We start from the raw sequence: 22,035 nt of genomic DNA, 5'->3' as shown, positions 1-22,035 counted from the left end.
ATCGTCGGCGGTCGGCGTGCATTGCGCTCGATTCGTCGGGAGAAACTCGATGCATCTGAGCAGACTTGCGATAAGCAATTTCCGGAATTTCCAGTCGATAGACGTGCCGCTGTCGGCGATATCGTTCTGCTCGGCGAAAATCGAGCAGGAAAGAGCAATCTCCTCTTCGCTTTCAGGCTGGTGCTCGATCCAACGATGCCGGATGCGGCGCGACAATTGCACCTGTCCGACTTCTGGGACAACGGTCGGCCGGACTACGATCGACCTATCGAGGTCTCAATCGAGCTCTCTGAGTTCGCGGGCGACCCGGCGCTCACGGCTCTGCTGACGGACTTCCGCACGCCACACGACCCGATGGTCGCGAGGCTTACGTACCTCTTCCGCAAGAAGCAAGACGTCGGGAGGCCACCGCAGTCGGACGCCGACTTTGAGTTTCTTGTTTTCGGTGGCGGGGACGAGGCGCGTACGATTCCTAGTAGCGTGCGACGCCGCATCGCGATTGACATTCTCGATGCGCTACGCGACGCGGAGGGCCAGCTCGGCTCATGGCGAAGCTCGCCGCTGCGGCATCTGCTTGAGGAGGCCATTTCCAGCGTCAGCGCGGCTGATCTGGACAGCGTCGCCGCGCAACTTTCTTTCGCGGCCCAGACCTTGGAGGCCTTCCCCTCGGTTAGCATGCTCGAGGACTCGTTAAGGGCCGACATTCTTGCTCTCGCGGGAAGAGCACACGATATCGACGCTCGACTCCGCTTTGCGCCGTCTGACCCGCTTCGAGTCTTCCGCGCGATAGCGATGTATATTGACGGCGGCTAGCGCGGCATCGCCGAGGCGAGCCTCGGCTCGGCGAATGTTGCCCTGATCGCCCTAAAGCTCGCCGAGTTCGATTGGAGGCGGAGGAAGAACGAGCGCAACTATTCGCTGCTCTGCATAGAGGAGCCCGAAGCGCACCTACATCCCCAGCTTCAACGCTCCGTCTTCACGAAGCTCTTCGGCAAGTCGGACCCCGCGCAGGCGATGATAGTGACGAGTCACTCGCCGACTCTCGCGGCTGTCGCGCCGCTCCGCTCGATCGTATTCCTTAGATCAGGCACCGGAATCACGACCGCGTATTCGCTGGCAAAACTGCCGGTCTCTCCGGAGGAGATCGACGACCTAGAGGGGTACCTCGACGCGACCCGCGCGTAGCTGATGTTCGCCCGCGGCGTGATCTTCGTCGAGGGCGACGCCGAGGAGGCGCTCGTCCCCGTCTTCGCCGCCACGATGGGCTTTCGGCTCGACGAACTCGGCATCACAGTCTGCAACGTGGCTGGGACCAACTTCCGGCCTTACGTAAAGCTTGCCACTGCGCTGAACATTTCGTTCGCCGTCGTCACCGACTGGGATCCGCTCGATGGCACGAAACCCCCACTGGGGCGAAACCGCACCTTGGACATTTGGGAGGCCATGAGCCAAGGCGTCGGGGCAGCCGCCCGCTGACCCCGCACTGCGGGCGCAGTGGGATACACTTGATTACGCGGCGTTTGGGCCTTTGCGGCGAACTACGGCGTCTTTCTCAACGATAGAACCTTCGAGGTCTCAATCGCCGCAACGCCAGCACTGCTGCAGCCCCTGCTCGACATCTTGGACGAAAGGGGTTCGGATCGACCCGTTCGAAGCGGATCAAGGACTGGAGAAGCGGAACACCGGTCGATCCGACGCAGCTTCTCGCGATGATCGCCGACATCGGAAAAGGACGACTGAGCGCGCGGCTGGCGAAGCGGGCCGGCGGCCTCCAGCCCATCCCTCCATCGCAGATGCAATAAGCTGGGTGACATCGCGTGTCTAACAGGGCGGTCTTGAATCGCGCGATCGAGGAGCTGCGGGGCAATTGTCAATCGGCGTTCAAATTTACGGGGGGGGGGCAATATTGCAGGCCGAATGACACCGTTTTTGCGAAATACGCACCGAGAAGGCCGAGATCATCCAGTTGGTTGAGCAATCGCATCTTCCGGCCAAGCGCACGCTGGACAAGCCTGGCATCCCACGGGCCACCTTCTATCGCTGGTATGAGCGTTACCGCGAGGGCGGCAGCGCCGCGCTGGCCGATCATCGATCTCGACCGGAGCGGGTCTGGAATCGCATTCCGGACGATGTGCGAGCTCAGATCATCCACCTGGCGCTGGAAACTCCGCAGCTGTCGCCGTGTGAGCTGGCCGTGCGGTTCACCGACGAACGGAAGTATTTTGTCTCCGAAGCGTCGGTCTATCGGTTGCTCAAGGCGCATGACCTCATCACCAGCCCGGCCTAGTGGTGATCAGGCGGCGAACGAGTTCAAGGAGAAGACGACGGCCGTCTCACGACGCAGATCCTTCATCTAGCCAGAGCTTGCCGCACGCGCCGTGTCGCCCCCAGGCGACGTTTAACGGCTTCGAGGAACTCCTTGGACCACCATAGTACATTGAGGCGGCAATGCCCTCGCGCCGGCACAGCTCGGCGATATTCTCCTCGCCCCGCAGTCCTTCCAGCACGCTACGGATCTTCTCTTCCGCCGAATACTGCCGGCGTGTCTGGTGCCGAATGTCCTTTAACACTTGTTCTGCCGTCGCTTTGCCCGGTCCGGATTCTGCTTCATCTTCGCTCCTGGTGGCTACGATGAACCAGAAATCCTCCCTCCGCATAACCCTTCAATTTGTCTCATAGGCCCTGACGGCGAACAGCGATGATGATGAGGTAAAGAATCGATGGCTCGGCTAAACCGGTGGCTGGTGGCATCGTTGCTTTCTTCTCTTTGGAGATGTCGTCGGAGCAACTTGCCGCTCGCGTAATCTCGGAGCAGACGGAGATCCCCTCCTACGATATCAGGCGTGGCGACATCGACGAGACTACGTTTGGCAAGGTTCGATTGCCGCCAGAAAATCCGCCGGCTGGCGCTACTTATTGAGCAAAGCCGGCGCCATCTCTATCGCTCAACCCGCCCGCGCGCCGCTTGAAATGCCAACTAGGACTGCAACTCGTTATTGTCGACTATAACCACGCAATGCAGCTCCCACACACTGCGATTTGCCGCTGCTCGTCGACTGGCTGAGCTTGGCTTCTCGCTGAAGGTTGTTGCCAGCATCAACGGCCACGATAGCTTGGAAGAGGTGGAGCGGTACACGAAGGCGGCGGAGCAAAAGCTAGTTGCCGCGTTAGGCTCACACTTGCCCCCGGGTTCGAAATCCCTCGCGTCGCCTCAATTCGAACGCAAGATCAATCAGGCGCATGTCCCGCAGCACGCCGCCCCGCGCCTGATAGGTACCAGCATGGTGCCGTCTTTCGCCCACCCGTCAAATGCAGAAGGTGACACCCAACGTACGTTGATTTTGCGAAGAGGAAGAACGGGAGGCCAGGGACAAGCAAGCAGGAGTTGCGATGGCTGACGATCTCGAAAGCGGGGTAATCCCGACCGCAGCAGGACCAACCTTAACGAGGAATGGAAAAAGGAATACTGAAAGCGCTCAACGTGTCCGGTCAACAATTAGCAGGCGCGCTTCGCGCCCTGGGATCATCGGTGGCCAAAGTCAGGAAGTACTTGAGCGATAAATACAAGGCAACGGGAAGTCCACTATCCTTTTTTCGCGTTTTTGGCATCTACCCGTTTAGAGCTATCAATGGTCCTGCGAGGCTTTGCGATGGAGCGACGAGAGTGCAATTGCCAAGCCGTGTGCCTCCTCATTCGAAAGCCCTGTGAGCGTGACATTGCCCTCGCATGCTACCAGGGCCGTCAGGGTATCAACTACAGTCCATCCGAGAGCGTCGCGTCGGATCGTGTATCGGTTTAGCATCGGTGGCTCTGAAGGCTTCACGGCGTTTCCATGCTCGTCAATGACTGCGGCGGTGGTTAACGAGGTACGGAACGCATTGCCACTCGACAGATATTCAGGGATACCCATCTTCGTTGGCTCTCCAGAATGGCATCCGCGATTCGATAGTTCTTCTGCGGCTACAACCGGGGAAATGAATTGGCCTAGAACCCGACCATCAAACAGGAGGCGCATTCTCCTGGACGATAATAATTCCGGCTGACGCGGGATGCGTTTCGTATGTCCACGTCATAATTAGCTACTCGGGCCGCGAACCTTCTTCAGGCGTTCGTCGGAAGTGGTCCTCCACGCCTGATAGGCTCCGCTTCCCGCGTTCGGATAGAGGAGGTGATAAAAGTCCTCATAGACGTCGAGCACTTCCAGCGGCGACCAGGGCTTGCCTGAAGTCCCGACAAGAGCTACCGTCAGGGTTGCAGTGGCCAGTGCCCGTACAGCACTGACTAAGGCCGGGTCAGGGTCAGAACTAGACATCAGACATCCTCGTGCTTTTGTCCGATTTTGGACTTGCCTTCCTTGTTGAGGGCGGGAACACCGCGGAGAATTAAGCTCGCTCGCTCGTCTCTTTGGCGCTACGACTCATCATCGAAGTTAGCGGCAACGTGACTCGGCGCTTCGAGGTGGACCGGTACAGCGCTGTCCCTGCCACGCGCCGCTAACTCCAGTCGTCAGCTTCAAGGCACAAAGCTGACCAGCCCGCCCCTAGCGTGCTGGCATAGAGGTACTGAACTCTAAATTCAAAGAGCCCCGCAGAACACCTACCTAAATTGGTTGGCTGCCAAAAGCGCTCGTACGGTGCGCCCCTCCCGGCCTGGCCAGCAAAGGCGGTCCCATGATTGAGCGTCTCATCGCGCTTGCTGCTGGCGAGGATGAAGGCGGCGCAGCATGACACGCGGCGCCAGCTTCGCATTATCGAGCCCTGAAGCGGCCCGCCTCAGGCGGTTCTTGTCGACCGCACCCGAGGGATTGACGGCGAGGGCTGAAGCTCCCGAGGGTGAAACCGAGAAAGGACATCATGACCAAAACTGCTCGTTATCGCGCCAGTGCCCGTGTTATCCCGCTTCGCAAGGTCACCACCCGGCTCGCCTGCCCAGACTCGGCACAGGCACAGCGCATCTCCGAAAGCTTCGGGCTCGCGATCCTGGACGCTGACGGCATCCGCGATCTGCATGAGCGGCTTATCATCGAAACTGCCGACGCGCTCAAGGATACCTGAGTGGGCGCGCAATGCAGATCCACCTTCAACGGATCGTCGGTGCTTATGTCGGATCCGCTACGGCGCCGCTTCTACACCCGAGCAGTCACTGAAGCGCGAGATGCGACCGCTAAGCTCGCCAACGACAGCCGCGATGAGGATCTTTTATGGCCCGGTCAGCTTTCGATAGCCGGGCACAGCGCAAGAGTGGATTCGCCGCCGACATGGGCGTGCAGGCTCACGCGCTTCGCATGGCCGCTGAAGGCGCCGTCGCCGCTTACGAAAAGCTCGTCGGCGAGACCTGGAAGCCTTTCGAGCGTCCCGTCGACAACACGACCGACACCGTCGGCCGGAAAGCGGCCAAGGCGCAGATGTCGGCGTTGGACTAACTGTCAGCGCGGGGCCTCGGCCCCACGCCTCTTCCACTACAGCCACCTGACGGCCGGTCCGCGAGGCCGGCCCTTTTTCGTGGCGCCGCTGCAACAAAGGGAGCCGCCCGCGCTCCGCGCCATCGCCGGCTCCTCCCAGTCGTGGTCCTGTCTCCTGGACCCGATGCCCGCGCAACGGCTTTGCCGTCCCACAGCGTGGATGGCATCTATCCCCTGCCGCAAGTTTCTCATCCTAATCGGGACTACATTGTGGACCAGAAGACCATGCTCAACATGTCGAGCTTCTGGAACATCACCGCGCAGAACTCCGACGCATACGTCCGGGGTGTATGTTTTAGTGAAGGCCACGGCCGCGCCTTCGTGGGCTTCACGGAGACGATGTCGAAAATGACACCGAACGCGCTCGCGACGATCGGCTTCAAGATCATGCCGCTCTCGAATACGACGACCAATCGACCCTTGTTCTACGTCGATGCTGTCGGCGTCAATACGACCACGGTCCAGCGCGGCACGCGCAATCTAGCCCTGCAGTTGGCGAACGTCATCGCCGCGACCGACACGGATTTCCATCTCCTGCAGACACATGATCCGCTTCATCGTGTCGGCAAAACCCGGCTGTGCATAGATCGCTCGGCGTGTCTCGATCAAATCGTCCGAGACCATGCTCTTGTCGCACATCAGGAATTCGAGACGAGCCTTGATCCGCTCCCAAGAAGGCTCGGAGGCGGCCTGGTTGGACAGCGTCTTCAGACGCGCCATCACTGAGGGTGCGCTGTCCAGCCACCGGCCGTGTTGAGGACGAGCTTCTCGACAGCATCAGGACGATGCACGGCGAAATAGTTCGCGACCCAGCCGCCGAGCGATTCACCGCTGATCATCGCCTTGTCCCTGCCGAGCGTCTTCAGGACGGCGAGCACATGATTTGCGTAGTCTTTCACCTGGTAGTCGATGGCCGGCTTGGCTGTCCACCCATGTCCGAGCATGTCGATCGCCACAAACCAGAAGTGTTCTGCGTGCGGGCCGAAGTTTCTGGAGTATGCCTCCGCGTGGCCGCCGACGCCATGCAGAGCAAGGACAAGCGGTTCGACGGATCGCCTGACTCGATGCAGCGGGTCCGGACTGACGATCTCGAGGGCCGGCGTCGTGACGGAAGCCTCGTCGGCCGCGAATTCGACACCGCCGCTGCGAACCTGGGTCAGGAGCTCGGTGTCGGAGCCGAGCTGATTGGCCGGAAAGAGCCTGATCTCCAGCCGGCCGCTGGTCGCCTCGTGGATACGGTCGATCGCCTCCTGCGCCCGGATGTTCACCGGATGGGTCGAATCCTGTCCGGTCGCGAACTTGTAGACGAACTCGGCGGCTGATGCCGGGCGGGTGAGAATGCACTCCGAGACTCTAACTGCCGCTGGATGAAAGTTCAGTGGCAGGTCACCACGGTGAGATAGAGCTGATTTGTGCGTACGTGCTTGTAGCCCGCGTAGTTGTAGAGCACCTCCGACAGTAGAGCAGTCCCCGCAGCTTGCGGCACGAGTTCTCCGGGTATGGCCGACAACTGGGCGGGCTGCTTGAAGCGCCGCACGATGCGGCGTGCCTGCGGCTCCGGCCCGACCTTAAAGAGCTCATCTTCCGAAAACCATGTTTCGAAGATCGGGTACTTCCCATCCGGCGTCGTCCGGGTCATGCCCGCAAACACGTTCCAGACGTGGAGGCGCTGCGCGGGAACGTTTGCCGATGTCCGATATTGCTCGAGTGTCTGCTTGTTTGCGGGATAATCGAAGCCTGGCGGTATATCGAAGTAACCGACCGGAGGCTGTTGAGCGACCGCGACCAATGATCCGCATAAAGATGAACAGGTGACGAAACAGAAGATCGATGTCAGCTTCTGCATGAAAGCTCCTCGAGAAAATCGGCGCACGGCGCCCAGCTCAGGGCTGATAGCCGCCGTCGATCCAACTCTGGAACAGTGCAATCTTCTCCGCCGACCAGGGGCCGTCCCCGCCTTTCGCAGGAGGCGGCGGCATCACCGGCCCACCCTGCGCCTTCATAGGAGGCAGGGACGGGGGGGGGCGTTCATGGGCCGACCAATCCTGGTAGGCGCCTGTTCGTCTTTTCGGGGATACAATCCGGGACCCTTGTGTGGGAAAGATATGACTGAACGGCGTGTGCTCTGGTTGTGTTGCGGCGTCGGCTTCTGTCTCGCCTGCCAGAGAGGCTAGCGTGCGAGCGACGAAATTCGCGCAGACAGCAACCGCGTTATCAGTTGGGGGCAGATCCGCTGGACGAGGCAGCCGCTATATGAGACTAAAAGCACTCCGTTTAAGCGCTGATACAACCTTCAGCCTCCCGGCTGATCTGCCAGGCTCCTGCCGGTGAACGCGGTGTCGTTGCCGGCGACGGCTCGCAGTCTTCCTGCCGATCCGAGCTGTGGCGGTTGGTGCGTGCGCCTAGTTGTGTAGACCGCAAAGCGTTCAATGCTTGTGAGGGTCCCGTTTTGTCGACTTGGATCTGCATTCCAGCCGTGTTTGCTCTTGGTCTTGCGAAGGCGAGCAACCGTCTACGAGCAGCGGGTTTGCTTTCTGCCAGTGTCCCAGAGAATTGCCCGATTTTGGATCGAGCCATCTCCGCCTACTAAACAGCTCGTCGACAAGAAACTGAAATTAAAGTTCGCTCCATAGTCCGCTGGTCTTGATCAGAGCTTGCGACAGGAACCAAGATCTTGGTCTGCGGACGTGGTTTGTTTGAATCGGCTCTGGTGTAGTTGTGCAGGCTGGATGAAACTCGTGGAGTGATCTAGAAAGGCTAAGTTATGGCCATGCCACATCTAATGCTTCCAATCGAGGTATCGGCGGACCTGATGAGGCATCTGTCGCCAGATCGCGCGCAGGCGGTAGTCGAGACCATTAGAAACTCCTCGCCATCTCTCATAAGCCAAATGAAATCTTTGAGGCTCATTCTCGGCGCCGATGTGAACGCAGTCGCTCTTGAGGACAAGGTGCCGAGTTCAGGCTCCAAAATGGATCGCTACGACTGGTTCTTCTTGGTCCAGCGTATCCAAAAAGATTCAGACCTTGCCGGATTGGTGGCGCTTCTTCGGACTATGAGTGGATGCGCCGCACTTGTAAGCTCCAAGAGCGTCCTAACAGATGTTGAGGAGGCGATTCTGGGCGAGGCCGTTCAATCGATTGTAGAAAACTACGGAGAACGAACATGAATGGCCCTATGAAGTACGAGGAACTTAGGAGGGCCCATGCCGGCGAAGCCCTCACCAACTGGATTACTGGTCATCAAGGCTTGTTCGTACTCTGCCGCGAACTCGAGCGCAGCCTCAAACTAATGGAACGTGCTATTTCAGCCGACAATCATGTGGCCACTGCTCGTCAGTTTCAGCGGCTCTCATCAATAACCAGGGCGTGTGCAGTCGCGTTCAAGGTTGCCGGCAATATGTCCAGGAACGACTACGAGAAACACGTGGTTGTTCCGATGCTCGGCGTGGATGAGGCCTTCACAGGACTTTGGGCTCGCGACCATTCCTCGATGTTGCAGCAACTGCGTTCCACCTTTGCGAAGTTGCGCGGCTTCGAAGCGGAACGAGCAGCCATAAAAATGCTGACCGCCGTGATGGTCAAGCAACACGAGCGCGTTTGCGAGCGCTTTGCGAAGGGCGGGCCCAGTCTGAACGCTCAAGCCCGAAGCGGAATGGCAACGGATCGTCCAGAAGGCTACCTGCTTATTCGTGAGCGATTTGGACCGCGGCACGTGCAGTTGATCGACTCGTAGCGAACATGATCGACCTGGAGTGAGCAACACGCTCCCGATCAATGGTTCGCCGAACTAGGCGCCGTTTGGCTGCCAATGAATAAGCCGGCGTCAGTCAACGCTTTTACGTAGGTCTCGTGATGGTGAAAGTCGTGCTTGAACTGCTCAAGGTTGTCGAGCTCATCATGCCAATTTTCTGCTGATAACTCTCCTTTGAATGTCGATTTCAGCATCTGCATGATGGCAGCTCGTTGCTCGACCGGAAGCTTGGAAATTGCCGAGTTTAGATATCCACCCGGCCCAAGTTTTACTTCAGTTGAGGTATAAACACCGGCCGCACGAACGGCGTCGATCTGGATCGGTAGGCTCACCCTGCAATTCGGGAATATCCATGCGCGGTAGCGATGCAATGCGAGAAAGTAGATCGATGCGAAGAATGCAAAATAGCCGTCGATCGGAAGAGTGCGCGCTGGTCTTTTGTCGGTGCGCGGCGTAGTAATGTTGTTCCAAGTTGGCATGCCTACGATAATAGGATCAGCGGGCTGGTACGAACTTTCCAGATATCGGGCGTGATCTACGGTTGCAATTATCTCGAACCCGATATTTGGATTTAGGCCTAGCATCGCTCCAACTGAAGCCGATAAGCCTTCTCGTAGCGCGCGATCCTGGCTCTCCAGCCGGAAGCGGTATCCATCACCATTCTTCACGACCTTGTAGCTGTCATCGATGCCGCGAGCCTTGGGACCCTTCGTAATGTGGGAGTTATAGACTTCATGGTCATAAGTCTCCTGCCACATGATGATGCCGTCAGCGCCGGCGTTCTTCAGGCTTCTATAATGCCGTGACGTCAGCGCCATCGTGCAAAACAGTACTCTGTTTGCGAGACTTCCGCCCATTATCTGCCTTACTCGTTGAACAAGGACGGGAAGCTGATCTCTTACGAATTTTACATCATCGCCACCAACAAGTTCGATGTGCTGGAATCCCTTCGCGAGTAGGTACTCAACCTGCACAACAATGAGCCGCTCGTCCAGGCTTAGCCGGCGCATCTCATTGTTGTCGGAGCGCCAGCCACAGAAATTACAATCAGACGCGCAGCGATTTGTTACTTCCACCGGTGCCATCGAAACAACCAAGCCGCCATAAATCTTGCGACGGACAAATTCGGACTTTGCAAGAACTTTGTCGCGAATGGCCTGGAACTCGGTTGAGTGGATCGCGTTCACGAGTGAATTGAGCTTCGCGTAGCTGAGTGACTCGCTCTCCGCTTCCTCCAGTATTGCCTCGACTTGCGGCACTGTCGGGATGTCATGATTCTCGGTAAGGTCGAGAAAACGCTCGCGGTCGATTTTATACATGGTTCACGCCGTGTGAAGGCAAATACTGCTTTCGGCCAGAGCTCTTGAATATTTCGGCAGGCGCAAGGTGGGCTCCCAGTTTTAGGAGTAACGCCCCAGGCAGCGCCAGCAATCGAATTACCGCCGACGATTCGTAATTGTGATGGAAGCATCGTATGGCTGGAACCGTCTACTACCAAATGTTGTAGAGTTGATATCCGAAGGGAAAACGACCAACTGTGCCGCGGAATCTGCCAGGAGAAATCGCCCTTCGCAGGGCTTCGACATCGCTCGAGTGGACATTCACTCGACATCGTCCGCTTCGGGTTCTATCGGCATCGTGACGGCCTCGAAGCTCTGGCGAACCCTTCCCTGTTGCGAATGATCAATACACTCGTCTCGAAGAGAAAGATTGGCTCCTGGAAAGAATGTGTTCGAGGATATGCGAAGGCTGCCAGAAGATTGCTCTGATGGCCCGTTCCATATTCTCACCCCTCGCTGGGCGAGGCCGAAGCCAACTGCTCACTAGCGATATCACGGACGAAGTGGAGTGCAAGTGAACGTCGCCATCATGAGCTCTTCATGAATCTTGGGATGGGAGTCGACGAGGACGTTCGAACTTTGCATGGTAAAAGGCGTGTGGGCACAAGAAATCCTGCGCGACATGCAAACCGAGGACGGCCAGCATATGCTGCACAATATCAGACGTCTCTGGCAGCGCTTTGAGTCGGAGGTGGTGGCGGAGGCTGCCCAATCTCGCTCGGCAAGGGCTGGGAGAGGGTCCATAGAGCGCGAGGAGACGATGTGAAACTCCAGGTTTACCAATAATGGGCCGAGTGCTTGGTCGGTCCAATTCCGATGTCATTAATCAACGATTCCATCTTCGACCGAAGCGGTTGTACCGCGAGAAGGTATCCCCAGTTGATGTTGATTGTGAGCACGAGCGGCCGGAATGGCAGGAGGCTGGACCTGCCGACGCTACCAGACTTAGTAGGTTATTTGTTCGCATTCCTCAGGTAGCTGAGCGATATTCTGGGAGACGTTTGCGACGTTCGTAACGGGAGGACACACCTTTGTCGAACCTCGTTTGAAATAGGGAGATATTTCATGAAAAGATGTTTTGCCGCGTTCGCGTTCTTGACCCTCGCAACCCCGGCATTCGCTGGTGAGGTGCCGGAAAAGGCTCTCGAAGAACAAGCCCGCCCTGCAGGGGCTGTGAGCGAAGTAACTCTTGCCGGCTGTCTACCAGCATCAGCCTATGTGAAAATTCCAGTTAAGGCTGGTCAGAAAGTCTTCGTCACAAGCAAAATAGCGGCACCTTGTGACAGTCGTGGCTGGACGAATGGAAATGGATTGGCTTTCTACGGGCCGACCGGCTCAGGTACGTACCAAGCACTCGCTGCCGGTCCTAACACACCAATGGGTTAGCCATCGCAAGATAGATAACTTGCTGTCTTGGGGAGATGAGAACCAAATATTCAACTATCGTGACCTTGCCCCCAAGTTTTATCCAATCCTGAGTTCGCTCCGGCTATTGGATTTGCCCGGTTGGGCGGTGGTAGCGACGGGAGCTGGCGCGGAGCCCTCGGCATAGCGCAGCGCCAGATCCCGGCGCGGATGGCAGGTGAAGGCGAACTCGGACGGCGTCTTCCATCCGAGCCGCGAGTGTGGGCGTGCATCGTTGTAATCGGCGCGCCAGCATCCGAGCGCGACGCGGGCCTGGGCCAGCGAGGTAGTCGTCCGTGAAGAATTCCCAAGCCGTTGATTTGGAATCCGGAAACGGCATTTTGCAGTAATTGAATTTGCCGGAAAGCGGGCCTTTGGAGCGGGATTCCTTGCAAACTTGATTTGTGATTCACTCGCGCAGAACCGGCTTTGGCGAGAGATTCGATGCGGCCACGAGAGCGGAGCGAGACGGGGGAACAGGATCTTTTCCGCTCCCGGCTCGATCAGATCATCGACATGAAGCATCCGCTGGTGAGGCTGGGCCGCACGGTGGATTGGGGCTTTCTGGAAGGGCGGTTCGGCGAGGTTTACGATGATGATCCCGGCCGGCCGCCGCTGCCGACGCGCTTGATGGCGGGGCTTTCGATCCTCAAGCACACCTACGACCTGTCCGACGAGGTGCTGTGCGAGCGGTGGGTCGAGAACCCCTATTACCAATACTTCTGCGGCGAAGAATTCTTCCAGCACCGGTTGGTGTTCGATCGCTCGTCGCTGACGCGCTGGCGCAATCGCATGGGCGAGGAACGGCTGGCGGCGCTGATCCAGGAAAGCCTGTCGGTTGCCGTCAAGACCGAGGCAGTCAAGCCGTCCGAACTGTCGCGGGTGATCGTCGACACCACGGTTCAGCCCAAGAACGTGACGTTCCCCACCGACGCGAAGCTTCTAAACCGGGCGCGCGAGAAGCTGGTGCGGCTGGCGCAGCGCCATGGGGTGATTTTGCGTCAGTCCTATGCGCGGGTGGGCAAGTTCGCCCTGATCGAGCACCAGCGCTATGCCCACGCCAAGCAGTTCAAGCGCGCCAACCGGAAGCTCAAGACGCTGCGGACCTATCTGGGCCGCGTGATCCGCGACATCGGCCGCAAGATCGAGGGTAACAGCGGGCTCGAGGCGGCGTTCGCAAAGCTGCTGGCGCTGGCGCGGCGCGTGCGCGAGCAGCAGCAGCGTCAACGTGGGCCGAAGGTTTATTCCCTGCACGCGCCGGAGGTCGAGTGCATCGGCAAGGGCAAGGCCCACCGGCCTTACGAGTTCGGCGTCAAAGTCTCCGTCGCCACCACGATCGGCCACGCCAGGGGCGGCCAACTCGTCACCCATGTGAAGGCACTGCCCGGCAATCCCTATGACGGTCACACGCTGGCCACCGTGATCCCGGACATGGAGGCGCTCATCGGCAACATCATCGCGCGCCTCCTCGCCGACAAGGGATATCGCGGCCACAACGCCCCACCCGATTACAAGTTCAGGGTCTTCATCTCCGGCCAGAAGCGAGGAGTGACACCAAGGATCAAACGCCAATTGCGCCGCAGGGCCGCTGTCGAGCCCGTCATCGGCCATCTCAAAGCCGAGCACCGCATGGGCCGCAATTATCTCTGGTTCCGTCGCGGCGATGCAGCCAACGCCGTCCTCGCCGCCGCCGGCTACAACTTCCGCCGCCTCATCCGCTGGCTCAGGCTTTTGCTGCACCTCTTCCTGACCGCACTCTTCTCCGGCGGTCGGCTTAATCCAGCGTGAAATCAATCTTCTTCACGGACGACGAGGTAAACATCGTCTCGTTCAACAATTCATCCCGCAGCCGGCCGTTGAAGCTCTCGATGAAGGCATTCTGCATGGGCTTGCCCGGCGCAATGTAGTGCCAGGCGACCCGGCTCTGATCAGTCCATGTCAGGATGGCGTTGCTGGTGAGTTCGGTGCCGTTGTCGCTGACCACCGTCTTGGGCTTGCCGCGCTCGATCACCAGCCGGTCCAGCTCCCGCGCCACACGGGTGCCGGAGAGCGAGGTATCGGCCACCAGTGCCAGGCACTCGCGCGTGCAATCATCGACAACGGTGAGGATACGGAAGCGGCGGCCGTCGGTGAGCTGATCCGACACGAAGTCGAGCGACCAGCGGTCGTTCGGCGCCCTCGCCACCGTCATCGGCGCCCGGGTCCCGATCGCCCGCTTGCGGCCGCCACGGCGGCGCACCGCGAGCCTCTCTTCCCGGTACAGCCGGAACAGCTTCTTGTGGTTGACCAGATAGCCCTCCCGCTTGAGCAGCACGTGCAGGCGTCGATAGCCGAAACGACGACGTTCCTGGGCGATTGCCCGCATGCGCTGGCGAAGGCCGGCTTCGTCGGCCCGGGTCGTCTGGTATCTCATGGTCATGCGGCAGCAGCCGATGGTTTTACACGCCCGCCGTTCGCTCATCCCGAAGGCGCCTCTGAGATGGGCGACAGCTTTCCGCTTGGCCGCGGGCGTCACCATTTCTTTCCCACCAGGTCCTTCAAGGCAGCATTGTCCAGCATGGCGTCGGCCAAGAGCCGCTTCAGCCGTGTGTTCTCGTCCTCCAGCGTCTTCAGCCGCTTGGCCTCCGACACCTCCATCCCACCGAACTTGGCCTTCCATTTGTAGATGCTGGCGTCGCTGACGCCATGCTTGCGGCACAGATCGGCAACCGAAACCCCGGCCTCATGCTCCTTCAAAATCCCGATGATCTGCTCTTCCGAAAAGCGGCTGCGCTTCATGCTCTGGTCCTTGTTGTGGGCCAGAACGAACTTCAAGCTGGATTAAGCCCGTGGGGCAAGGTCAATCGGTCGATGTATCTCGGCGGGACTACATCTAACAACTACGTCACAATCAATCCGATTGATGGATGGCTGTATTGGCTACTTCGATAACAATGGCAGCATCAGTGTGCAAATTACGCTGCCGGCGTCCTAGTCTAGATCATTTAGAAGCAAGTCGCGACGGCGGTGCTTAAGTCGCCGTCGGGTCAGTTCGACGGCCACTGGGGAGTCGAAGAGGACGTTGAACTTTGGATGGTAAAAGTGCCGAGTGGGCACAAGATTTGTGGCGCGAGCTAAACACCCGAAGATGGCCAGCGCATCTTGCACAATATCAGACTTCTTCGGGAGCGCTTTGAGCCGGAGGTGGGGGCGAAGAAGATCGCGTCTCGTGCTCGCTAAGCAAACGGTAGGAAAGCAGCTTATAGAGCGCAATTGGGCGATGGGCTATCTCAGAGGCTTCTGCTGCAGTGATCTCCCCCCAAAACTCGCTTGTATATGCGTCTTAACTCTTCGAGACGTTCGGATGAGAATTGGTGGGCACTTGCTAACATGCCCACGGAATGTACCTCCACCGCGCATCCTTCCTAGAAGCTTGCCAAGCAAGCGCGCTAAACGTCTACGCAGACGTCCCAGCGCCAGTCGTGGCATTACATAGACGAGCCGAGCAGGAGTAGCGCTGGGGGTGTTTGCTGCGCGCTCTCGCAACTGGTGAACGTCCACGGTGGTCGGCGCTCCCGTCGTCACTACACCAGCCCGTCGTCCGTGAAGAAGATTGATTTCACGCTGGATTAAGCCGACCGCCGGAGAAGAGTGCGGTCAGGAAGAGGTGCAGCAAAAGCCTGAGCCAGCGGATGAGGCGGCGGAAGTTGTAGCCGGCGGCGGCGAGGACGGCGTTGGCTGCATCGCCGCGACGGAACCAGAGATAATTGCGGCCCATGCGGTGCTCGGCTTTGAGATGGCCGATGACGGGCTCGACAGCGGCCCTGCGGCGCAATTGGCGTTTGATCCTTGGTGTCACTCCTCGCTTCTGGCCGGAGATGAAGACCCTGAACTTGTAATCGGGTGGGGCGTTGTGGCCGCGATATCCCTTGTCGGCGAGGAGGCGCGCGATGATGTTGCCGATGAGCGCCTCCATGTCCGGGATCACGGTGGCCAGCGTGTGACCGTCATAGGGATTGCCGGGCAGTGCCTTCACATGGGTGACGAGTTGGCCGCCCCTGGCGTGGCCGATCGTGGTGGCGACGGAGACTTTGACGCCGAACTCGTAAGGCCGGTGGGCCTTGCCCTTGCCGATGCACTCGACCTCCGGCGCGTGCAGGGAATAAACCTTCGGCCCACGTTGACGCTGCTGCTGCTCGCGCACGCGCCGCGCCAGCGCCAGCAGCTTTGCGAACGCCGCCTCGAGCCCGCTGTTACCCTCGATCTTGCGGCCGATGTCGCGGATCACGCGGCCCAGATAGGTCCGCAGCGTCTTGAGCTTCCGGTTGGCGCGCTTGAACTGCTTGGCGTGGGCATAGCGCTGGTGCTCGATCAGGGCGAACTTGCCCACCCGCGCATAGGACTGACGCAAAATCACCCCATGGCGCTGCGCCAGCCGCACCAGCTTCTCGCGCGCCCGGTTTAGAAGCTTCGCGTCGGTGGGGAACGTCACGTTCTTGGGCTGAACCGTGGTGTCGACGATCACCCGCGACAGTTCGGACGGCTTGACTGCCTCGGTCTTGACGGCAACCGACAGGCTTTCCTGGATCAGCGCCGCCAGCCGTTCCTCGCCCATGCGATTGCGCCAGCGCGTCAGCGACGAGCGATCGAACACCAACCGGTGCTGGAAGAATTCTTCGCCGCAGAAGTATTGGTAATAGGGGTTCTCGACCCACCGCTCGCACAGCACCTCGTCGGACAGGTCGTAGGTGTGCTTGAGGATCGAAAGCCCCGCCATCAAGCGCGTCGGCAGCGGCGGCCGGCCGGGATCATCATCGTAAACCTCGCCGAACCGCCCTTCCAGAAAGCCCCAATCCACCGTGCGGCCCAGCCTCACCAGCGGATGCTTCATGTCGATGATCTGATCGAGCCGGGAGCGGAAAAGATCCTGTTCCCCCGTCTCGCTCCGCTCTCGTGGCCGCATCGAATCTCTCGCCAAAGCCGGTTCTGCGCGAGTGAATCACAAATCAAGTTTGCAAGGAATCCCGCTCCAAAGGCCCGCTTTCCGGCAAATTCAATTACTGCAAAATGCCGTTTCCGGATTCCAAATCAACGGCTTGGGAATTCTTCACGGACGACCAGCCCACTTCCTGTCGTCGGAGAAGACCTTCGCCATTGGCCTTTTCGGCCCACCTACTCTACGTTAGGCTGCGTCGTTTGAGAACAGAGTTGTAGAGTCGAAATAGTTTTTTGTCGTCAATTTGCTCAGCTGAAATCGACTAAAGACCTCGACCAGCGGCTGAACAAACGAACGGGCATCATCAGTGAATTTATGATCGACTTTCCTGGTCCGAACTGTAGCTCCTGCCCAAGCAGGTCTCACCGAAGCAATTGCTCAGAGTGACACCTTTATATCGGATGTCCTCGAGCTCAACGAATGAATGCGCAAACGCATTTCTCACAAAGAACAATTCGTTAAAAAGCTCGACGTAATTGTCCAGTCAGCAGGACCAAATGTTTTCCGCAGCTTGTTCAGCATCTGCTTTGTCTTCTGCTGTCCGAAATGCACATCAGGATCGCTATCGGTGCAGACGACGTGGTACTGCGTGAAGATTAGCAGCTCGATTCCCGTAAACAGGCGACAGTCGCGCCCGGAACAGATCGTTCGATCCGGTCGTCTTGTGCTTCTTCGGCCGCATCGTCCCCTCCGATGCTGCCTCACCCTCCCGACCTGCTAACACAGACCGGCCGCTTCGCCCTCAGCCCATCTCAATAGCGATAGTTCGGCCGAGAACCCTGGTCCGAACGCAGCCAATATTCCGTATGATCCTGGCGCCTGCTTCTCATGCTCAAGCACGTGATCTAAAACGAATAATACAGTTGCGCTGGACATATTTCCATGACGTCGAAGAGTCTCATAGCTGGAAAAGAAGTCCTTAGACGATCTCCCGAGACTCCGCTCAAAAACCTCCAATACCCTTCTCCCGCCCGGATGAAAGACTAAGCTCTTCACCTGATTAAGATGAATGCTATCATCCGCTAGCAACGGTGGCAGCGCAAGTGGCATCAATTCGCTTATGATCGACGGAGCGCGCTCTGAGAATACAAGTTCAAATCCGAAGTCGCCGAAATGCAAGCCCATTTGAGGACTTGTGTCCGGGTAAAGCAAACTCGTACTTTTCACAATTTCCAATTTGCCTGCGCCGCCTTCAGCTGGGCCAATTAGAATCGCGGCAGCGCCATCCCCAAAAAGGCTTGTAGCGACAAGATTCTTAGGGGTGAGATCATTTCGCTGGAATGTAAGCGAATTCAGCTCCACAGCGACGAGTAGAATGCGTTCGTTCGTTGCGCGGCAAATCGTTGCTGCCAAACCAACTCCCGATGCTCCCCCAGCACATCCAAGGCCAAAAACCGGCGTCCGTCTTACGTCTGTTCGCAATCCGAGTTTCAAGATCAGATCCACGTCGAGACTAGGCGTAGCGATCCCACTCGACGAAACGAATATAATTCGATCGACTTGCTCGGGCTTCATGCCGGCTCTGTCGAGACAGAGAAGTGTTGCTTTGCATGCCAGCTCTTTGGCCCACTCCAAGTATGTTTCATTTGTCTCACCTATGCGATGCTCGCTTAGAAACCATTCGGGCGCGACACAAAAGAAACGCTGATCGACTACCGCATGATCGAATACTGTAAGATATCTCTTAAGCGTCTTTATTCTAGATCCGAAAAGGCGACCCGCTAGTACCTTGGCGTCAGACTGCGAAAGTCGGAAAGGCGGCAATGCCGTCCCGACAGCCAAAATTCTGGACATCAGTTCCTCTTATGATCACGGCCAGGCGCTCGACCAGCCTTCCAGGTGGGACCGCTCCAATCATGGATCCGAATGACCATCGTGGGCGCCTTGGTGTAGGGCCGCGCAGGTAGATCAGCGACAGAGCCCGCAGCGTCGCGATGAGGGCTATCGTGCCCGGCAGGACTTTCATCATTGGAACTGGATCACGAGTGCCACGTGTCCGTCTTCTCCACCAATCGCTAAAGTTGGTAGTTGACCGGCAAGCGTTTGTAATGGGCGAGGTTCGCCGCGGGCTCGGCGCTTGCGGACGATGAGCCCTATGCTGAAGCGAAACGGGCCATGCGTCGCAACTGTGATTGAACTGCGCGTCATTGAAAAAAGCTGACAGGCGTAGCAAGCGTCCCAACCGCAGCCGAAATCGAGGACATTTTTCTGTGGATTGACTTGCCCCTTACGCCGCAAAAGTGGCTGTCAAAAAGTTCATGAAATTGCTGCTTTGGCGGAGCAGTGTATCGCCGGATGATCCCGTCCACTCTTTTTGCACCGAATCTGGCGTCTTTCCGGGCAAGAGTTTCGTGAGATTCGGCCAATTGTCGGATGGTAAAGCCGCCAAGATTTGACCAAACTCGTCGATCGAAAGTCTTCGCAGGTTTGCAGCGCCTCGATTGTTACTTTGCTCTCCCTGTGGGCGATCAATGCCGCCTCCTTCAAATGACGAAACATTGAAATGCCCCGTGCCGCAATCGCTCTGCTTGGCAAGTTAATGTCAATGCGTTGCGGAGGGCGCCTTGCGGTAAATCAAACTGGTAAGAGCCGGGCTGGCCCGATCTGGGACCGTACCATCAGCACGCAGCTGACGGCGCCGAATGCGGTGCCGGCGTCGCCGGTTGACCCAAATCAATGACTGCTCTGCGTATAGCGACAATACTATCAATGCGGAGATTTGCAGCCTATTTGATTTTAAGCCACGGAGTGATTCAACAATTGACGCCAGACCACGAGAGATCACGACCGAATCCATCGCTCGTTATTACAGCTCGCTTTGATAGGGTAAGAACAAGTCACAGTCGAAGGTCAGGAAAAACATCACTGTGAGGGTATCCACGACGCGGGCATGATCGCGAGTCACTTCTCCAGCTAGGATCGGCGGGCGCTTTAGTTCTTTCGATTGGCCAAAGGGTCGACAGGAAGCTGACAAGTGAACTCATCTCTCCGGTCTCATCGACTGGTTGAGTACTTCGGCCGAACGCTGCCATTCTGCTGCCTGCTCAGCCAACCAGTCGTATTCGTCTGCTATGCGGAGCATCCGTTGCTGTTCGGCGGGATGATTCCAAATCTGGTTTTTTCGGCGCGGTCGCGCCAGTGCTTGGGATCTTGTAGGTAGTTTTTCATGTCGGTCGTCTAAGTCACTGACAAGCCGCAGTCGGTCAGATCGACCACGACGTCGCTCGCAGAGATGACACCTCTCCGATGAGTGATCGCTAGCACAGTCACATCCTTCGCTAGGGTGCGTATATGGTCCATAATGTCCCGCTCGGTTCGTTCGTCGAGCGCGGAGCTAGCCTCGTCGAGAAGAAGGATCGCCGGCTGGCCATAGAGCGCGCGGGCAATAGCAACGCGCTGTCGCTCCCCGCCGGAAAGCTTCAAGCCGCGTTCTCCAACGGTTGTTTCAAATCCTTCTGGCAGCGCCTCGATCAACGGGAGAATAGCGGCTTCTTTCGACGCACCGCGAAGGCGTACCTCGTCGCGGGGCCGTCCTAACAAGATGTTGTCAGCTAGCGACTCATTGAGTAACATCACGTCCTGCGGCACGACAGCAACTGCGGCATACCAATCCGCGCGATCGATGCTCGCTATATCGGTTCCGTCGACGAGAATTCGGCCGTAGTCGGGCTCAATCGATTTCAGGGCGAGCTTAAAGATCGTGGACTTCCCCGAACCGGTCTCACCGACAAGAAAAGTAATCCCGCCGCGCCCGGCCTTAAACGAGACGTCGGTAACGCCGCGACCGTTGTCGTAGGCATACCCAATGCTCTCGAAAGAGAGCTGGCCAGCGGAGGGCTTGAAATCGTGAGCATGAGATGCTTGCCGCTCTTCTGGTGCGGCCCACAGTCTACCTAGAGGGATGAGGTCGGCTCGCGACCGCGCCACGTCAGAGATCGCCCTGGCGACCGTCTCGAAGGGCATATTGAGCTGAAGTAGAAGCGTATTGAATAGCACCATATCGCCGATGGTGACCCCGCCGGCGTGGTATTCAGGTATAAGAAGGAGAAGCGTGACCGCAAATTGTAGCGCGACGGCGAAGCCGAGCACGGCGATGTAGAGCAGTCGTTGCAACACGTAGGCTTGCCAGTTATCACGCACCTCCCGCGCCCTTATCATAAAGCGTTCGTTCATCCAGGAGTGACTGCCGAAATGGCGCAACGTGTCCATCGCGTTCATGACGTTACCGACGAACCGAGCATTCTCCTGTCCGGCTTCGACCGCCGCATCCACGAACGTGCGGGCCTGACGCGTGGAAATCCACGTCAATGCAATCGCGATTGCTCCATAAATGGCGACGATTGCAGCGATCTGGATATTGAGGAGCGCGCCGAGGGTAACGAGCGTAAGCAGAAGCTGCGTTGAAGCAGGGATGAAGACGACAATCCCAAGCTGGACCAGCGTCGTCAGTGCGCTGCGCCCGCGAGCGGCCGCACTCTGTATCTCCGCCGGATTGCACTCAAGAAAAAAGGCTGCGGTCTTCCTCAGGATGCGATCGAAGAAGCGAGTTGCAGCAATGAATCCTAGGTTCTCAGCTGCCATGAAGGAAAGATACTGCAGCATGCGCTGCAATGCAGAGGCTGCGCCCACCAAAACCGCGTATCCAGCGAAACCCCAAGCAACCTGCGACATGTCTTCGCTGCGCGGAAGACGATCAATGAGACACGAAAATACATAGGGACCTGCGACGCTGCTGGCGCTGGAGATCAGCACCACCGCCGCAACGATGAGAAGCAAGCGCCGATCGGATCGCCAGTACGCATGCAGAATTTCGGAAGCCGGCGACAATACGCTATCGTCGACCTGATCTGCGGCGGATCCAGGAAATGGGGCTTTGCTTGCACTAAGAGGGCTGACATAGCCTTGCGATCTGAATTCCATACGATCTCACGTAAAGATGCGGCTCTGCGTAATCTGCTGCCGTTTACCGTTACTAGACACCAACCCAATTCTGTCCAGCACCGTCATCCAACTGCCGACATTGGTAGGTTGTCGCCCGCCTTCTCACATGAGAGACTTTTTATTGTGGCTCGGCACGGTGCCGCGCCACTCTCTGTGGCTT

17 protein-coding genes and 7 pseudogenes are annotated in these 22,035 nt (G+C 58.0%); 13 read left to right on the top strand and 11 right to left on the bottom strand.

The features are described from left to right. Nucleotides 1-21: 21 nt before the first annotated feature. The 4 genes and pseudogenes from ACH79_RS42965 to ACH79_RS15415 all read left to right on the top strand — a co-directional run. Nucleotides 22-813 carry a hypothetical protein gene (locus ACH79_RS42965; protein WP_202639246.1) on the top strand — a complete coding sequence of 264 codons (792 nt, stop codon included), beginning with the start codon at nt 22-24 and terminating at the stop codon, nt 811-813. 6 nt (nt 814-819) lie between these two features. After that, the gene (locus tag ACH79_RS42960; protein ID WP_202639306.1) at nt 820-1,185 is read left to right on the top strand and encodes an AAA family ATPase; all 366 of its coding nucleotides are present in this window, start codon (nt 820-822) and stop codon (nt 1,183-1,185) included. A gap of 3 nt (nt 1,186-1,188) precedes the next feature. Beyond that, entirely contained in the window at nt 1,189-1,476 is a 288-nt protein-coding gene (locus ACH79_RS42955; RefSeq protein WP_202639245.1) for an ATP-dependent endonuclease, read from the top strand. Nucleotides 1,477-1,942: 466 nt separating this feature from the next. After that, nucleotides 1,943-2,330 (top strand): annotated as a pseudogene (locus tag ACH79_RS15415) (helix-turn-helix domain-containing protein); the annotation flags it as partial. A gap of 26 nt (nt 2,331-2,356) precedes the next feature. On the opposite strand, the pseudogene ACH79_RS15410 reads toward ACH79_RS15415, so the two are convergent. Then, nucleotides 2,357-2,657, bottom strand: a pseudogene (locus ACH79_RS15410) (transposase); the annotation flags it as partial. Between the two features lie 116 nt (nt 2,658-2,773). On the opposite strand from ACH79_RS15410, the gene ACH79_RS45090 reads away from it, so the two are divergent. The 3 genes from ACH79_RS45090 (at nt 2,774) to ACH79_RS45080 (ending at nt 3,709) form a co-directional block, all read left to right on the top strand. Beyond that, nucleotides 2,774-2,920: a hypothetical protein gene (locus tag ACH79_RS45090; protein ID WP_371419458.1), complete on the top strand. Its 147-nt coding sequence runs from the start codon at nt 2,774-2,776 to the stop codon at nt 2,918-2,920. Between the two features lie 76 nt (nt 2,921-2,996). After that, nucleotides 2,997-3,398: a tyrosine-type recombinase/integrase gene (locus tag ACH79_RS45085; protein ID WP_161851769.1), complete on the top strand. Its 402-nt coding sequence runs from the start codon at nt 2,997-2,999 to the stop codon at nt 3,396-3,398. A 53-nt stretch (nt 3,399-3,451) separates the two neighbouring features. Further along, nucleotides 3,452-3,709, top strand: coding sequence for a DUF3606 domain-containing protein (locus ACH79_RS45080; RefSeq protein ID WP_161851768.1), 258 nt, complete (start codon nt 3,452-3,454; stop codon nt 3,707-3,709). 367 nt (nt 3,710-4,076) lie between these two features. Here the strand turns inward: ACH79_RS45080 and ACH79_RS15390 are convergent, their stop codons facing one another. Beyond that, a complete protein-coding gene (locus tag ACH79_RS15390; RefSeq protein ID WP_161851767.1) occupies nt 4,077-4,313 on the bottom strand; it encodes a hypothetical protein in 237 nt (78 codons plus the stop codon). 541 nt (nt 4,314-4,854) lie between these two features. Between ACH79_RS15390 and ACH79_RS15385 the strand changes: the two are divergent. Next, nucleotides 4,855-5,423, top strand: a pseudogene (locus ACH79_RS15385) (hypothetical protein). A 195-nt stretch (nt 5,424-5,618) separates the two neighbouring features. Further along, entirely contained in the window at nt 5,619-6,188 is a 570-nt protein-coding gene (locus ACH79_RS43940) for a hypothetical protein (protein ID WP_246738549.1), read from the top strand. Here ACH79_RS43940 and ACH79_RS43935 read toward each other — a convergent pair. The 3 genes and pseudogenes from ACH79_RS43935 to ACH79_RS15370 form a co-directional block, all read right to left on the bottom strand. Continuing rightward, nucleotides 6,182-6,448, bottom strand: a pseudogene (locus ACH79_RS43935) (alpha/beta fold hydrolase); the annotation flags it as partial. The gene ACH79_RS43940 and the pseudogene ACH79_RS43935 overlap by 7 nt on opposite strands. 120 nt (nt 6,449-6,568) lie before the next feature. Further along, a pseudogene (locus ACH79_RS42950) lies at nt 6,569-6,847 on the bottom strand (TRAP transporter substrate-binding protein); the annotation flags it as partial. Further along, nucleotides 6,838-7,308 (bottom strand): hypothetical protein, encoded by a 471-nt coding sequence (locus ACH79_RS15370; RefSeq protein WP_161851765.1) that lies wholly within the window; start codon nt 7,306-7,308, stop codon nt 6,838-6,840. The pseudogene ACH79_RS42950 and the gene ACH79_RS15370, both read right to left, overlap by 10 nt. Before the next feature lie 966 nt (nt 7,309-8,274). On the opposite strand from ACH79_RS15370, the gene ACH79_RS15365 reads away from it, so the two are divergent. Then, nucleotides 8,275-8,631, top strand: coding sequence for a hypothetical protein (locus ACH79_RS15365; RefSeq protein ID WP_161851764.1), 357 nt, complete (start codon nt 8,275-8,277; stop codon nt 8,629-8,631). Beyond that, nucleotides 8,628-9,197, top strand: a complete 570-nt coding sequence (locus ACH79_RS15360; protein WP_161851763.1) for a hypothetical protein — start codon at nt 8,628-8,630, stop codon at nt 9,195-9,197. Before ACH79_RS15365 ends, ACH79_RS15360 begins: the two co-directional genes overlap by 4 nt. Before the next feature lie 38 nt (nt 9,198-9,235). On the opposite strand, the gene ACH79_RS15355 is transcribed toward ACH79_RS15360, so the two are convergent. Then, entirely contained in the window at nt 9,236-10,534 is a 1,299-nt protein-coding gene (locus tag ACH79_RS15355; protein ID WP_161851762.1) for a hypothetical protein, read from the bottom strand. 1,086 nt (nt 10,535-11,620) lie between these two features. Between ACH79_RS15355 and ACH79_RS43520 the strand changes: the two genes are divergently transcribed. After that, complete coding sequence (locus ACH79_RS43520; RefSeq protein WP_210255656.1) at nt 11,621-11,941, top strand: hypothetical protein; 321 nt, start codon at nt 11,621-11,623, stop codon at nt 11,939-11,941. Between the two features lie 78 nt (nt 11,942-12,019). On the opposite strand, the pseudogene ACH79_RS15350 reads toward ACH79_RS43520, so the two are convergent. Beyond that, nucleotides 12,020-12,247, bottom strand: a pseudogene (locus ACH79_RS15350) (integrase core domain-containing protein); the annotation flags it as partial. A 156-nt stretch (nt 12,248-12,403) separates the two neighbouring features. Here ACH79_RS15350 and ACH79_RS15345 point away from each other — a divergent pair. After that, nucleotides 12,404-13,747, top strand: coding sequence for an IS5 family transposase (locus tag ACH79_RS15345; RefSeq protein WP_161851761.1), 1,344 nt, complete (start codon nt 12,404-12,406; stop codon nt 13,745-13,747). 22 nt (nt 13,748-13,769) lie between these two features. Here ACH79_RS15345 and ACH79_RS15340 read toward each other — a convergent pair. The 4 genes and pseudogenes from ACH79_RS15340 to ACH79_RS15325 all read right to left on the bottom strand — a co-directional run. Beyond that, nucleotides 13,770-14,737: pseudogene (locus tag ACH79_RS15340) on the bottom strand (IS3 family transposase); the annotation flags it as partial. 820 nt (nt 14,738-15,557) lie between these two features. Then, on the bottom strand, nt 15,558-16,901 hold the full coding sequence (locus ACH79_RS15335; RefSeq protein ID WP_161851761.1) for an IS5 family transposase: 1,344 nt from the start codon (nt 16,899-16,901) through the stop codon (nt 15,558-15,560). A gap of 750 nt (nt 16,902-17,651) precedes the next feature. Beyond that, nucleotides 17,652-18,728 carry a type III polyketide synthase gene (locus ACH79_RS15330; RefSeq protein ID WP_161851760.1) on the bottom strand — a complete coding sequence of 359 codons (1,077 nt, stop codon included), beginning with the start codon at nt 18,726-18,728 and terminating at the stop codon, nt 17,652-17,654. 1,383 nt (nt 18,729-20,111) lie between these two features. Then, nucleotides 20,112-21,854, bottom strand: a complete 1,743-nt coding sequence (locus ACH79_RS15325; protein WP_246738548.1) for an ABC transporter ATP-binding protein — start codon at nt 21,852-21,854, stop codon at nt 20,112-20,114. Nucleotides 21,855-22,035 lie beyond the last annotated feature (181 nt).

It is taken from the genome of Bradyrhizobium sp. CCBAU 051011, assembly GCF_009930815.1.
Classification (GTDB): domain Bacteria; phylum Pseudomonadota; class Alphaproteobacteria; order Rhizobiales; family Xanthobacteraceae; genus Bradyrhizobium.
This window is presented reverse-complemented; position numbering and strand designations above follow the sequence as displayed.